The sequence below is a fragment of the Stenotrophobium rhamnosiphilum genome (assembly GCF_003052265.1).
Classification (GTDB): Bacteria; Pseudomonadota; Gammaproteobacteria; order Nevskiales; family Nevskiaceae; genus Stenotrophobium; species Stenotrophobium rhamnosiphilum.
The window spans coordinates 268,654-282,445 of record NZ_QANS01000004.1 but is presented as its reverse complement, the minus strand read 5'-3'; the positions used below and the strand labels follow the sequence as shown (position 1 = coordinate 282,445).

At 54.6% G+C, this 13,792-nt stretch carries 13 protein-coding genes; 6 read left to right on the top strand and 7 right to left on the bottom strand.

Features of this window, described 5'->3' with window-relative positions:
* Window positions 1-7: 7 nt before the first annotated feature.
* Together ilvC and ilvN are read right to left on the bottom strand one after the other, a co-directional pair.
* Window positions 8-1,024 (bottom strand): ketol-acid reductoisomerase, encoded by a 1,017-nt coding sequence (ilvC, locus tag CJD38_RS12050; protein ID WP_107940774.1) that lies wholly within the window; start codon window positions 1,022-1,024, stop codon window positions 8-10.
* 42 nt (window positions 1,025-1,066) lie between these two features.
* Window positions 1,067-1,567, bottom strand: a complete 501-nt coding sequence (ilvN, locus tag CJD38_RS12045) for an acetolactate synthase small subunit (RefSeq protein WP_107940604.1) — start codon at window positions 1,565-1,567, stop codon at window positions 1,067-1,069.
* 276 nt (window positions 1,568-1,843) lie between these two features.
* Here ilvN and ilvB point away from each other — a divergent pair, with 276 nt between their 5' ends.
* From ilvB to CJD38_RS12030, 3 genes are all read left to right on the top strand, one after another.
* Window positions 1,844-3,691, top strand: coding sequence for a biosynthetic-type acetolactate synthase large subunit (gene ilvB, locus CJD38_RS12040; protein ID WP_240783606.1), 1,848 nt, complete (start codon window positions 1,844-1,846; stop codon window positions 3,689-3,691).
* Window positions 3,692-3,770: 79 nt separating this feature from the next.
* The gene (locus CJD38_RS12035; RefSeq protein ID WP_107940603.1) at window positions 3,771-4,538 is read left to right on the top strand and encodes an enoyl-CoA hydratase; all 768 of its coding nucleotides are present in this window, start codon (window positions 3,771-3,773) and stop codon (window positions 4,536-4,538) included.
* An 89-nt stretch (window positions 4,539-4,627) separates the two neighbouring features.
* Window positions 4,628-5,299, top strand: a complete 672-nt coding sequence (locus CJD38_RS12030) for a TetR/AcrR family transcriptional regulator (RefSeq protein WP_107940602.1) — start codon at window positions 4,628-4,630, stop codon at window positions 5,297-5,299.
* A 100-nt stretch (window positions 5,300-5,399) separates the two neighbouring features.
* On the opposite strand, the gene fadA is transcribed toward CJD38_RS12030, so the two are convergent.
* Window positions 5,400-6,566 carry an acetyl-CoA C-acyltransferase FadA gene (fadA, locus tag CJD38_RS12025; protein ID WP_107940601.1) on the bottom strand — a complete coding sequence of 389 codons (1,167 nt, stop codon included), beginning with the start codon at window positions 6,564-6,566 and terminating at the stop codon, window positions 5,400-5,402.
* 54 nt (window positions 6,567-6,620) lie between these two features.
* Entirely contained in the window at window positions 6,621-8,774 is a 2,154-nt protein-coding gene (gene fadB, locus CJD38_RS12020; RefSeq protein WP_107940600.1) for a fatty acid oxidation complex subunit alpha FadB, read from the bottom strand.
* 494 nt (window positions 8,775-9,268) lie between these two features.
* On the opposite strand from fadB, the gene CJD38_RS12015 reads away from it, so the two are divergent.
* From CJD38_RS12015 to CJD38_RS12005, 3 genes are all read left to right on the top strand, one after another.
* The gene (locus tag CJD38_RS12015) at window positions 9,269-10,024 is read left to right on the top strand and encodes a hypothetical protein (protein ID WP_146165980.1); all 756 of its coding nucleotides are present in this window, start codon (window positions 9,269-9,271) and stop codon (window positions 10,022-10,024) included.
* Window positions 10,025-10,206: 182 nt separating this feature from the next.
* Window positions 10,207-11,136: an ArsR/SmtB family transcription factor gene (locus tag CJD38_RS12010; RefSeq protein ID WP_107940598.1), complete on the top strand. Its 930-nt coding sequence runs from the start codon at window positions 10,207-10,209 to the stop codon at window positions 11,134-11,136.
* On the top strand, window positions 11,136-11,834 hold the full coding sequence (locus tag CJD38_RS12005) for a TVP38/TMEM64 family protein (protein ID WP_161554227.1): 699 nt from the start codon (window positions 11,136-11,138) through the stop codon (window positions 11,832-11,834). Before CJD38_RS12010 ends, CJD38_RS12005 begins: the two co-directional genes overlap by 1 nt.
* A 4-nt stretch (window positions 11,835-11,838) precedes the next feature.
* Here the strand turns inward: CJD38_RS12005 and dnaQ are convergent, their stop codons facing one another.
* Genes dnaQ through CJD38_RS11990 form a run of 3 tightly spaced genes read right to left on the bottom strand, consistent with a single transcriptional unit; the run spans window position 11,839 to window position 13,786 of the window.
* Window positions 11,839-12,561, bottom strand: a complete 723-nt coding sequence (dnaQ, locus tag CJD38_RS12000; protein ID WP_107940596.1) for a DNA polymerase III subunit epsilon — start codon at window positions 12,559-12,561, stop codon at window positions 11,839-11,841.
* A complete protein-coding gene (gene rnhA, locus CJD38_RS11995) occupies window positions 12,558-13,016 on the bottom strand; it encodes a ribonuclease HI (protein ID WP_107940595.1) in 459 nt (152 codons plus the stop codon). The genes dnaQ and rnhA overlap by 4 nt, the downstream gene beginning before the upstream one ends.
* Window positions 13,013-13,786: a class I SAM-dependent methyltransferase gene (locus CJD38_RS11990; protein ID WP_107940594.1), complete on the bottom strand. Its 774-nt coding sequence runs from the start codon at window positions 13,784-13,786 to the stop codon at window positions 13,013-13,015. The genes rnhA and CJD38_RS11990 overlap by 4 nt, the downstream gene beginning before the upstream one ends.
* Between the last annotated feature and the right edge of the window lie 6 nt (window positions 13,787-13,792).

The following is a 13,792-nucleotide window of genomic DNA, read 5'->3' as shown; positions in this document are numbered from 1 at the left end:
TAAGAACTTAGTTCTTGGACTTGTCGACCAGCTTGTTCTTGCCAATCCAAGGCATCATCGCGCGCAACTGGCCGCCGACAACTTCGATTGGGTGCGCAGCGTTGAGGCGGCGCATTGCGGTCATTTCTGGATAGCCGAGCTTGCCTTCGGAAACGAAAGCCTTGGCGTACTTACCAGTTTGAATATCGAGCAAGCACTGCTTCATCGCCTTGCGTGATTCGTCATTGATGACCTTAGGACCGGTCACGTACTCGCCGTATTCGGCGTTGTTCGAGATCGAGTAGTTCATCGTTGCGATGCCGCCTTCGTACATCAGGTCGACGATCAGCTTCAGTTCGTGCAAGCACTCAAAGTAAGCCATTTCTGGCTCGTAGCCTGCGTCGACCAGCGTTTCGAAACCGGCCTTAACCAGTTCAACCGCGCCGCCGCAAAGCACAGCCTGCTCACCGAACAGATCGGTTTCGCATTCGTCTTTGAAGGTCGTTTCGATGATGCCCGAACGACCGCCGCCGATGGCCGAAGCGTAGGACAGTGCGAGCTTCTTAGCGTTGCCGCTGGCGTCCTGATGGACAGCGATCAAATCAGGAATGCCGCCGCCTCTGGTGTACTCGTTACGCACGGTGTGACCCGGTGCTTTAGGAGCAACCATGATGACGTCGAGGTCAGCGCGTGGCACAACCTGATTGAAGTGAATAGCGAAGCCGTGTGCGAAGGCCAGTGCAGCGCCCTTCTTGATGTTCGGTTCGATTTCGTTCTTGTACAGCTCAGACTGGAACTCATCCGGCGTCAGAATCATTACGAGGTCAGCCCAAGCACAGGCGTCAGCCACGTTCTTGACCTTGAGGCCGCCCGCTTCAACTTTCTTGGCGGTTGCGGAACCAGGGCGCAGGGCAACGACGACATCAACGCCGCTGTCCTTGAGGTTCAGCGCATGGGCGTGGCCCTGCGAACCGTAACCAACGATGGCGACTTTCTTCGACTGGATGATCGAAAGGTCGGCGTCTTTGTCATAAAGGACATGAATACTCACAGCGCGCTCCGTGTAGGAAACTAAAAAAGACAGAAGTTATTGGGGAACAGCAAGAACCGGATGGCCACGCGTCAATGCGGCAACGCCGCTGCGGACCATTTCAATAATTTTGGCAATCGTGGCGATCTCGGCAACAAACGCATCAACTTCAGCGCCAGTGCCAGCCAGTTGCAGCATGCGGGTGTTATCAGAACCATCCAGCACGCTGACGCGATGCTTGCGCACGCAGTCAATCACTTGCTGAGCGGTGTCCTGAGCCATCTCGATTTTGATCATCAACAACTCGCACTCGATATGGTCCGTACGGGACAAATCGGTGATTTCGAGGATATCGATCAGTTTGCGGGTCTGCTTGATGATCTGGTCGATCACCGCGTCAGAACCCAGCGTGACCAGCGTCAGGCGCGAAACGGCCGGATCGTTGGTTGTAGCTACAGACAGCGATTCGATGTTGTAGCCACGTGCGGAAAACATACCGGAGACACGCGCCAAAGCGCCCGCTTCGTTCTGCAAGAGGATAGAGATGATATGACGCATAGGGCGCGCACCTTAGCCATGTTTGTGCTGCGATGCAACCCCGGCATAAGCCCAGATAACTTCATTTGTTTACTGAGGCTTGCAGCCAAGTGTCGGTTTTTGTGGGCGTATCAAATCATGTCGGGCTTTTGATTGGCAGAACTCGCCCTGAAAATTTGCGAAAACAAGCTGAAATTAGCGTTTTAGTGCACTGAAAACGCCCAGAAACCTGCCAGAACACCCCCCTAACATGCTATAAAGCGCGTCCTATTTTTGTGACTTCAAACTGACACAACCATGAACGCCGCTTCCCCGCCAAAAACGCATCCCCTCGCAGGCAAAACCATGTCCGGCGCGGAGATTGTCGTCCAGATTCTGGCGGATGAAGGTGTAAACGCCATTTTCGGCTATAGCGGCGGCGCAATTTTGCCGACCTATGACGCCGTATTCCGCTACAACGCGGATCACCGCAAAGCGGACGGCGCCGAGTCGATGCCCCTGATTGTTCCGGCCAACGAGCAGGCCGCTGGTTTTATGGCCGCTGGCTATGCCCGTGCTTCCGGCAAGGTTGGCGTCGCACTAGTCACGTCCGGCCCGGGCGCGACCAATACCGTGACCCCTGTGCGTGACTGCATGGCGGACTCGATTCCTATTGTTGTGATCTGCGGTCAGGTTCCTACCGCTGCGATTGGTTCGGACGGCTTTCAGGAAGCCCCGATCAGCAACATCATGTCGGCCTGCGCCAAGCATGTGTTTCTGGTGACGGACGCCAAGAAGCTCGAAGCGACGATGCGCACCGCGTTTGAGATCGCCCGCACCGGCCGTCCTGGCCCGGTTGTGATCGATATTCCGAAAGACGTTCAGAACTGGAGCGGCGTGTTCCAGGGTGACGGCGTATTGCCGATCCCCGGTTATCGCGCGCGCCTCAAGGCTGTGGCTGACAACACATTGGATGACGCCGCCTGCGCGCGCTTCCACGAAATGTTGTCTCAGGCCAAGCGCCCGCTGATCTACGCTGGCGGCGGCGTTGTTAATGGCGAAGCTTCGAAAGCAGTGCGCGACTTCGCGAATGCCTATGGCATTCCGGTTACCACCACGCTGATGGGTATCGGCGCAGTCGACACCACTGCCCCGCTCTCGCTGCATATGCTCGGCATGCACGGTACTGCGTTTGCGAACTATGCGACCGACGACTGCGATTTCTTGATTGCTATCGGCGCACGCTTTGACGACCGCGTTGCTGGCGTTCCCGCCAAGTTTGCGCCGGGCGCAAAGTGGATCGCGCATCTCGATATCGATATCGCCGAAATCAACAAAGTAAAGCGCGTGCATTGGCATCACGTTGGCGAACTCAATCCGGCGATCAGCGCATTGCATCAATACGCCAAGGCGCAAAACTTCAAACCGGATTACAGCGCTTGGCATCAGCACATCGCTGCGCTGAAGAAAGATCACGCGATGAACTACGACAAGACCAGCACGGTGATTCAGCCACACGCTGTCATTCAAGCGATCAACGACATCACCGGCGGCGAAGCCGTTGTTGCGACCGGCGTTGGTCAGCATCAGATGTGGGCCGCGCAATATTTTGATTTCAAGCAGCCGCGTTTGTGGCTGACTTCAGGCTCGATGGGCACGATGGGCTTCGGCCTGCCTGCTGCGATCGGCGCCGCGTTTGCACAGCCCGGCAAGATCGTGATCGATATCGATGGCGACGCCAGCATTCGCATGAATCTCGGTGAACTAGAAACCGCGACCACCTACAACCTGCCCGTCAAAATTGTTGTGCTCAACAACAACGGCGACGGCATGGTGAAGCAGTGGCAGCGCCTGTTCTTCGACAGCCGTTACTCCGGCTCAGACAAATCACTGCACCGCAAAGACTTCATCAAAGCGGCGCAGGCAGACGGTTATGAATTCGCCGAACGCGTCAGCAACAAGGCTGATCTCGCTCGCGTGGTGAAAGCCTTTATCGAATTCAAAGGCCCTGCATTCTTAGAAGTGATCATTGATCCAATGGCCTCGGTTTATCCGATGGTTGGCCCCGGCATGTCGTACGGGCAGATGATCACCGGCGACTGGATTCCTTCGCGCGATGCTGGCGCTGCTGCAGCCGCAAAAACAGACAAAGCTGACCTGTTCTAAATCACTATTCGCCCCGGTTCGCCGGGGCGAATAATTTCAGGTCCGCGTTATCACGATTACCATTCGCTTGGAGCTTTAAATGTCTCTGGTTCAATTAGAAAACAATGGCGGCGTACTGACGATTCGTTTTAATCGTCCTGAAAAGAAAAACGCGCTGACCGCAGTGATGTATCAATCCACCGCTGACGCGCTGACCAATGCCGCAGCCGATCCTTCGGTTCGTGTTGTGTTGCTCACCGGCACCAAAGACTGCTTCTCCTCCGGCAACGACCTGCAAGACTTCTTGCAAAATCCGCCGCTGGCTCCGGATGCTCCTGTCGTTCAATTCATGCGCGCTATCGCAACCTTTCCTAAGCCTATCGTGGCTTCGGTGAATGGCTTTGCAATCGGCGTTGGCACCACCATGCTGATGCAGTGCGATCTGGTTTACGCAGGCACCGGTGCACGCTTCCAGTTGCCTTTCGTCAACATCGGCATCTGCCCAGAACTCGCCTCCAGCTATTTGATGCCACGCATCATGGGTAACGCTCGCGCTGCTGAACTCGTGATGCTGGGCGAAGCCTTCACCGCCGAAAAAGCGTTGGCTTACGGCGTGATTAACGAAGTGCTGCCGGATGAAGAAGTCGAAGCCCGTGCGCGCAACCGCGCTGAGAAGCTTGCTTCACAGCCACCCGAATCTCTGCGCACCGCCAAGATGCTGCTGCGTCGCTGGAATCAGGAAACCGTTCTGGAAGCCATCAAGTACGAAGCTGGCTTCTTTATGCCGATGCTCGGCAAGCCAGAAGCCCGCGAAGCCATGTCAGCCTTCATGGAAAAGCGTAAACCTGACTTCTCCAAGTTCAGCTAATACGCTTCACAGATAAATCTGCTTAGTCAGCAAGCAAGGACGCACGCTGAAACGGAAGTAATGAAATTGAATATCGGAATGAACATCTAATGCCGCCGGTTCGTACAAAACGTACTACGGGCAAACGTGAGCAAAATAAGCTCGCGAATCGCGCGGCCATTCTTGAAGCGGCTCAAAGCACCTTTGTCAAAATGGGTTATGACGCCGTTACTGTGCGCGACATCATCCGTCTGACGGGTCTTGCCTCGGGCACGTTCTACAACTACTTCGAAGACAAAGCCGAACTACTGCACGCGCTGATTGAACAGCACATGGGTACGATGGCGACGCGTCTGACGACCGCACGCAGATCTGCCACCAGTATTGAGCAGTTCATCCACAGCGCCTATCTCGCGTTTTTTCAGGAAATTGCCGACAACCCGGATTTCTACGCGATGCTGTTCCGCAATGAACCGGTGATTCGCACGTTCTACAGCGGCAGCGTCATCGGCAACACGATGACCATGCTGAAGCAGGATTTGAGCTTGGCGATTTCTCGCGGCCTGTTGCCAGAAATGGATACCGACTATCTCACCGCAATTCTTGGCGGCGCTGGTTATGAAATGGCGCGCATGATTGTCGAACGCAAAGGCAAAAAGCCCGAAGAAGCAGCCGCGTTTGTTACGCAGTTTTTCATCAAAGGACTTCAGGAATTTCAGCGTTCTGATGAAACCAGGTTGATTCGTCGCGGACCATTGAAACTCGACGGCGCAGCGCGTTAATTCCTCGCACTAATTTCTGTTGTTGCAATGGCAACAACAGAAACAAAAAGGCCGGAGCAAATGCTCCGGCCTTTTTGTTTACAGCTTTATTTACGACTGATTAAGTAACGCGCTCCAACACGGTAGCCACGCCCTGACCCATGCCGATACACATGGTGGCCAGACCGAACTTGCCGTTGTTCTCATTGAGCACGTGAGCCAGTGCGCCGGTGATACGCGCGCCGGAACAGCCCAGTGGGTGACCCAGAGCGATTGCGCCGCCCTTCAAGTTGATGCGGTCCATGCGATCGCCAATCTTCAGATCCTTGATCACAGCGAGGCTCTGCGCAGCAAAGGCTTCGTTCAGCTCGAAGTAGTCGATCTGACCGATGTCCATGCCAGCAGCTTTCAGCGCCTTCTGCGTAGCTGGGACTGGGCCGATGCCCATGATCGAAGGCTGGCAGCCAGCAGCTGCAACCGAAACAATCTTCGCCATCGGCTTGAGGCCGAGTGACTTGGCTTTCTCTGCGCTCATGACGAGTACGCAAGCGGCGCCGTCAGAAATTGCAGAAGAAGTACCGGCAGTGACGCTGCCCTTAGGATTGAATGCAGGCTTCAGCTTGGAGAGATCGCCGATGCTGGCGTTCTGACGCACAACTTCATCTTCGGTTGCCAGGAACGGCATGCCGTCGGCGTCGTGTGCAGGCGTCGGGATCACTTCATTCTTGGTCGCGCCAGACTGCATGGCCTTAGTGGCCTTCTGGTGGCTGGCGAGTGCAAACTCGTCCTGCGCTTCGCGGCTGATCTGGTGCGTCTGCGTCAGCATTTCTGCGGTCAGACCCATCATTGCGTCAGCTTTGGCGGTGTTCAGGCTCATCGCCGGTGCACCATCAAAGTTGTAGTTCATCGGCACGTGGCCCATGTGCTCAACGCCACCGCAGATGTAAACGTCGCCCAGACCCGCTTTAACGTTTGCGAATGCAGCGTGAATTGCCGTCATCGACGAACCGCAGAGACGGTTGACGGTTTGGCCAGCAACGGTCTGTGGCAAACCGGCCAACAGCACAACGTTACGAGCGATGTTGAAGCCTTGCTCCAGCGTCTGCTGTACGCAGCCCCAGATAACGTCTTCGACATCAGCTGGCTTGAGCGCAGCATTGCGGCTCATGATGGATTTGACGAGATGCGCAGAAAGTTCTTCTGCACGAACGTTGCGGTACATACCGCCTTTGCTGCGACCCATCGGAGTGCGGACGGCGTCGACAATAACTACTTCGATATTAGACATGTTGTTTCCTTTTCTTAAGGCGAGCTGCACTCACATGCAGCTCGCGTTAGAGATTTACTTGGGGTAGTAGAGCTTGCCTTCAGCGGCCATCTTCTTCATCGATTCGGTCGGCTCATAGAGCTTGCCGAGCGATGCGTATTTGGCGCACTTCTCAAGGATGGTCTTCATGCCCACGGTGTCGGCGTACTTCAGCGCGCCGCCACGGAACGGAGGGAAGCCAATACCGAAGATCAAACCCATATCCGCTTCGGTTGGGCTCTCAACGATGCTTTCATCCAAGCAACGCACGGTTTCGATGATCATCGGCAGCATCAAGCGGTCAACGACTTCTTCTTCGCTGAAATCTTTCTTGCCGTTTGGCTGAACCGTGGCGAGCAACTCAGGCGTGGTTGGATCAACTACTTTCTTAGGCTTGCCCTTAGGATCAACTTCGTACTTGAAGAAACCAACGCCGTTCTTCTGGCCGAAGCGCTTGGCTTCGTACATCACGTCCAACGCAGACTTGAACTGCTTGTTGTCCATGCGATCAGGGTAGCCTTCTGCGAGCACGTCACCGACGTGATGCGAGGTGTCGATACCAACGACGTCCTGCAGATAAGCTGGGCCCATAGGCCAGCCGAAGGTTTCCATGATCTTGTCGACAGCGATGTAGTCAGCGCCGTCACGGATCAGGGCCAACCAGCCGCCGAAGTATGGGAACAGAATGCGGTTAACCAAGAAGCCCGGGCAGTTCTTCACAACGATCGCGGTCTTGCCCATCGCAGTTGCGTAGGCAACCGTGGTGGCAATCGCTTCTTTGGAAGTCTTGCTGGCGTAGATCACTTCAACCAAAGGCATTTTGTGCACAGGGTTAAAGAAGTGCATGCCGAGGAAATTTTCTGGATGCTGCATCGCCGTTGCCAGCTCTTCGATCGAGATCGATGAAGTGTTGGACGCGATGATGGTGCCTGGCTTGACGATCTTTTCGACTTCAGCCAACACACTCTTCTTGATCTTAGGATTTTCAACGACGGCTTCAACAACGATATCCACGCCGCCAAAATCACCGAAGTTCAGCGTTGGGCGAATTTCGCTCAACACCTGACCGGCTTTGATCGGAGTCATCTTCTTGCGATCAACCTGAGCCGACAGCAACTTGTTGGCTTCGCCCATGCCGATGTCCAACGCCTTATCGGCGATGTCCTTCATGATGATTGGCGTGCCCTTGCTGGCGCTCTGGTAAGCGATACCGCCGCCCATGATGCCGGCGCCGAGAACGGCGGCCTGCTTCACTGGCTTGGCGAGCTTGCCAGCAGCTTTAGCTTTCTTCTTCAGGAACTGATCATTGAGGAACAGCGCAATGAGCGCATCAGCAACCGTGGTTTTTGCGAGCTTGGCGAAAGCGGCCGATTCAATCTTCAGTGCTTCTTCACGGCCTTTGCCAGCAGCCTTCTCGATTACCGAAACCACAGCGACGGGTGCTGGGTAGTTCTTGCCAGCCTTACCAGCGATGAAACCCTTGGCGGTCGAGAACGCCATCATGCCTTCCAATGGGTTCAGGTTCAGCTTGCTCTTCTTCTGTTCGCGACGCGCCTTGTAGTCAAACTTGCCGTCGATGACCGACTGCAGGAACTTGAGCGAAGCGCTCTTGAGCTTGTCAGCAGGCACTACGCCGTCAACGGCGTGAACCTTCAGCGCAGCGGCAGGCTTCTGTGCTTCGCCGCCAGCAATCCATTCAATTGCGTTGTCTGCACCGATCAAGCGAGGCAGACGAACCGTGCCGCCGAAGCCAGGGATAATGCCCAGCTTGGTTTCTGGCAGACCGATCGACGCTTTTTCGCTGATGATGCGGTAGTCGGTGGCCAGTGACATTTCAAAACCGCCGCCCAGCGCGATGCCGTTGATAGCGGTGACTGATGGGAAAGGCAGATCTTCAATTGCGTTGAAGATGTTGTTGCCTTCAAACGCCCACTTGGCGATCTCTTCTTCTGGCAGCTGGAACATCGGACCGAATTCGGTGATGTCTGCGCCAACGATGAAGACGTCCTTGCCCGACGTTACCAGCAAGCCCTTGATGCTGCTGTCTGCCGTGATGGCCTTGGTGGCTTCGGACAGTTCTTTAATCGTGCGCTGGTCAAACTTGTTAACGGAATCCGTTTTGTTGTCGAAGCACAGTTCGGCGATATCGCCGTCCAGCTTCGTGACCTGAATAGATTGGCCTTGATACATAGGTGTATTACCTCTGGATTATGAAAAGCGAAGCGCCCAGACCGCAGGCATCAAAAAATTAGCCCGTAATAATAGCTGTCCGCTCAGGACCCCGTAAACCAAGCTGCGTATGGCTTGGCGGGGGTTGCAATTCGCAAAAAAATCGCGTTTGACAGGTACTTAGCCCCCTCATACACTCGGTCGCTATTCCGGGGGGAAAAGTCAAGTCGGGACCATAAATAGCCGCCATAGAGCGCCAGTCCCGATACTCTTCAAAATTGGTTCGCAAAAGCCTTCATTCAAGGTCGTTGCTCAACCTAATCACTGCAGCGACATCGAAGTCGCCAGCCCGCTTTACCGGAAGAGCTGCCGTAAAGGCAGTTGTAGCGTATGCGATTCACTTCAAGGCGATGTATCGACGGGCGTCGGTACCGCAAATGGTTTTTCGCGGCATCGACTTATGCGCGCGATTCCCGGCCATCTTGGCCGTAACTCGTATGGAGCTCGTGAACCTTATGAAGAAGTCCGCAAAAGGCAGCAAGGCCGCAAAAAAGCCTGCCAGCAAGTTGTCAAAGCTCAAAGCTACCGCCAAGAAAGCAGTTAACACGGTAAAAGCCAAAACCAAGAGCAACGTCAAAAAAGCGACCGGCAAAGTACAGGCCGCTAAAAAGAAAGTCGTTGCCCAGACCAAAAAAGTAGAAAAGAAGGTCGTTTCGAAGGTTAAAGCCGCAGAAAAGAAAGTCGTCTCAAAAGCGAAGTCTGTTGAGAAAAAAGTCGTTGCGAAGGCCAAGTCGACCGAAAAGAAAGTGGTCGCCCAAGTAAAAGCCGCGGTCAAAAACCCAATTGCTCAAGCCAAGGCTGTTGAGAAGAAAGTTGTTGCTCAAGCTAAGGCCACTGAGAAAAAAGTCGTCGCCCAAGCCAAGGCCGCAGTTAAAGAACCTTTAGCTCAAGCCAAAGAAGCCGTAAAAGGCCCTGTTGCTCAGGTGAAAGCCGTCGCACAGAAAAGTTTGGCACAAGCGCGTGAAAGCGTAGCGCAGGCTCGCGAAAATGCCGCACAGGCACGTGAACGCATGTTTGAAGCCATGCAGCCTCTCGTCACCGCGATGGCGCCAGTGATTCCCTCACCCATGTCACGTGCATTTCTTGCCACCAGCAAGGGCAAGAAAGAAGCCGCTGAATCAGGTATCGAAACGCCAGTAACCGCTGCGTTGGCGAGCACTGAAGAAGCGCCTACAGCAGCCGACGATAACGGCGAGCCTTCGGCCAACTGATTCATCGCATCAATACGACCCGCCAGTAGTTTTGGCGGGTTCGTAATTTGGCACAGCAGTTCTCTCCGCACATCACCAATCTCATCTAATCACCCCATGCGCGACCGCAGATGCCGCCCTACACGCCCCGCGCGTGTCAAAATGCCTCTAAAGCGACATCACGAACTCTCACCGCGTCACTCATGAACCTGACTCTCGAAGAAAGCACACAACTCTGCAGCCTGATGGCGGACGAAAGTCGTCTACGCCTGATGCTGCTACTCGAAGTGCACGAACTGTCGGTGGCAGAGCTGACTGAAATTACAGGCCTTGCACAAAGCCGCGTGTCGACGCATTTGTCGCGCCTTAAGCGTGCTGGCTTGGTTCAGGACAAACGCATCGGCGCTGCCGCGCTCTACTCAGCTACCGCCAATGGCGGAAGCGCGCAAACACTTTGGGAAATGCTGCGTGCACAGATTGATGATGGTCAGGCACGTTTAGATCGCGAACGTGCTGAAGAAGCTGTACGCGCACGCAAACACGGCCAGACTTGGGCCGAGTCCGTCGCAGGTCGCATGGAGTTGCACTACTCGCCGGGCCGTACTTGGGAAGCCACCGCACGCGCCGTTATTGGCCTGCTGGAATTTGGCGATGTACTTGATCTCGCCTGCGGAGATGGCGTGCTCGCCGAGTTAATCGCCGGCCATGCACGCAGTGTCGCTTGCGTTGATATCAGCAGTACCGTGATTAGCGCTGCACAAAAACGCTTGGCGCCGTACACCAATGTTCGTTTTTACGAAGCCGATATGCATGCACTTCCATTGGGAGATGCCAGCTTCGATTACATCTTCGCGATGCACGCCCTCTCGTATTCGAAGAATCCACAAAAAATGCTGAATGAAGCGGCACGACTGCTGCGAAAGAATGGCCGTCTAGTTGTCGCAACGTTGAACGCGCATCAGCACGAAGAAGCCATGCGCGCCTACGATCATGTCAATCTGGGTCTGTCATCAGATCATCTGCGTCGCATGCTTAAAACTGCGGGACTTGAAGTGGAACAATGCGGCGTTACATCTCGCGAACCACGGCCACCGTATTTCGAAGTCGTCACTGCGCTGGCACGCAAACGCTAATGACTCGCGCAAAAATTAAGCGCTGGCTTCCAGCGTTCATCCTGATTGCATTGCTGATTATTGGCCTCATTGAAGCCAGCATTTACGGCGTCACGCTGTCGAGTGCCCTGCGCTGGATTTACGACACGATCAAAGACGCCCCTTGGCTATTGCTCTTGGTTTGCGCATTGCGCCCGCCATTTATTTTCCCAATCTCATGGCTTGTGCTGTTGTGCGGCACGCTTTGGGGATTGTGGATGGGCGGTCTCTACGCCATCAGCGGCATGATGATCTCTGCAGCCAGCAGTTACTGGATTGCACGATTGACCGTGCCAAAAAGCCAGAACAATTCTTCACAGTCAAAATTTGGCGTCTGGCTACAGCGCATGCGTCGAGACGGTTTCATGTCTGTGGTACTGATGCGCTTAATGCTGCTGCCGTTTGATGTGACCAACTTTGCAGCGGCAGCACTACATGTAAATTTCCGCAATTTCATGCTGGCAACACTGATCGGCAATGCCGCCGCGACATTGATCTACGCCAGCATTGGCGCATCCGTGCGTCTGGACGTCATCCTGTCTGGACACGAGCCGCCATTGAGTCAGATATTCGACGCTCGCCAATTAATGCTGACGTTTGTCTTGCTAGCAATCAGCTTGTCGATTGCGCGCTATGTCAAAAAGCGCAGCGGCGCGCCTGAAGAAATCGAGCTCGAGTAAATCTTTAAGACTGCGGCAGCTCGTCGCTCCAAAGCAGCTTGCCCGCTTTTTTCTTGATGTAAGCCAGACGCGACAAATGCGCTTCACGTTCTGCATCGGTTGCAACTATCACCTGCAGTGCAGATTCTCGTGGCGGCAATAACTCATCAAGACGTGATTTGCGTGGCACGCCGCCGACATCACCCGCATCGAGAATGAGTCGAGACTGCCCACCCGTCATTGCCAGATAAACTTCGGCCAATAAGTTTGCATCGAGCAAAGCGCCGTGCAAATCGCGCCGCGAGTTATCAACGTTATAGCGCTTGCACAGCGCATCAAGACTGGCCTTCTGGCCCGGATTAAGTTTGCGCGCCATCGTCACCGTATCAGTGATGGTGCAAACCTCTTCCAACTTTTGTTTCTTACCGCAGCGGGCAAACTCCATATTGAGATAGCCCAGATCAAACGGCGCGTTATGGATCAACAACTCCGCGCCCTCCAAATAGGCCCACAACTCTTCTGCTATCTCAGCAAATTTCTGCTTGTCCAACAAAAATTCATTCTTGATACCGTGGACCTGTAGCGCACCAAATTCACTATCGCGCTCAGGATTGACGTAGCGCCAGAAATTGTTGCCCGTCAATCGACGGCTCTTCATTTCGATGCAGCCAATTTCGATGATGCGATTGCCCTGCTGGACTTCCAGACCCGTGGTTTCGGTATCGAGGATGATCTGTCTTTGCATCAAACTTTCTCCGCAGCACGCGCAGCCAGCATCTGTTCAATTCCCAAGTTCGCCAACTGATCCGCCATTTCATTGCCCAGATCACCTGCGTGGCCTTTGACCCAGCGCCAATCAATCTTGTGTCGCTGCACAGCCGCGTCGAGACGCTCCCACAAATCCTGATTCTTGACCGGCTGTTTGCTGGCTGTGCGCCAACCGCGGGCTTTCCAACCGGCAAGCCACTCAGTCAAACCTTGCATCACGTATTTGGAATCGGTGAAGAGCGTGATCTCACAAGCCTCACGTAAAGTTTCCAGCGCACTAATCGCCGCCATCATTTCCATGCGGTTGTTGGTGGTCAGTAGCTCGCCGCCGCTTAACTTTTTCTGAGTGCCGTTGTATTGAAACAACACGCCCCAGCCACCCGGACCTGGGTTTCCCTTGCAGGCACCGTCGGTATAAATCGTAATTTTCTTCACGCCTGATCGTTCTCATAATTCGTAGTTGTTGAACGTGCCTCAGAAGCTGGCACGCCGATCAGTGGTTTGATCTGTGCGCGTTGCGCACGCCCGATTCGGTTGATCGGGATGACACGTTTTTTGGCAATAAGCAGATAAGCCTCTGCCAGCGGATGCGCAAGCGTACCGATGTCGAAAGGATCCCCATCGGAGCGCGGCTCCAACCACGGAAATCCAACGCCAAAGCGCCGCACTTCAACCATCTCCAGATCCAGAAGCTCCAACCAATCACACATCTGTCCAACGCCATGGAAACGCGCGCCCTGTGGGAAAGCGCGATAACGCATACCCATAGCTTTACGAATGCCCCAACCGCTCCAAGGATTGAAGCCTAAAGCCATCAAACGGCCGCGGTCAGTCAAGATGCGATTGGCTTCTCGCAAAACAGATTGCGGTGAACGCGCGAATTCTAATGTGTGAGGCAACAAAACTGCATCAACACTTTTGCTCAACACAGGGAGGCTTTCTGGCTCAGTTATCGCCTGCGCGCCGAAGCCACTAATCGTTCCGAGCACGGCGCTGTGTAGCGTTTCACTGGCAGCCAATAATTGGCCACCATGCCCCCAGCTGCCGATTTGCAGAACATGCCGACCAAAAACATCGGGTAGCACGCGGCGCACTTCCTGCTCTTCAAGTTCCAGCAGTCTGCGTCCGCGCGGCGAGCGCAGCCAAAGATCTAAGGTGTGACGACTAAACGGCCGGCCGCCGCGGCGTGCGCGCGTCGAATTCATTTTCGT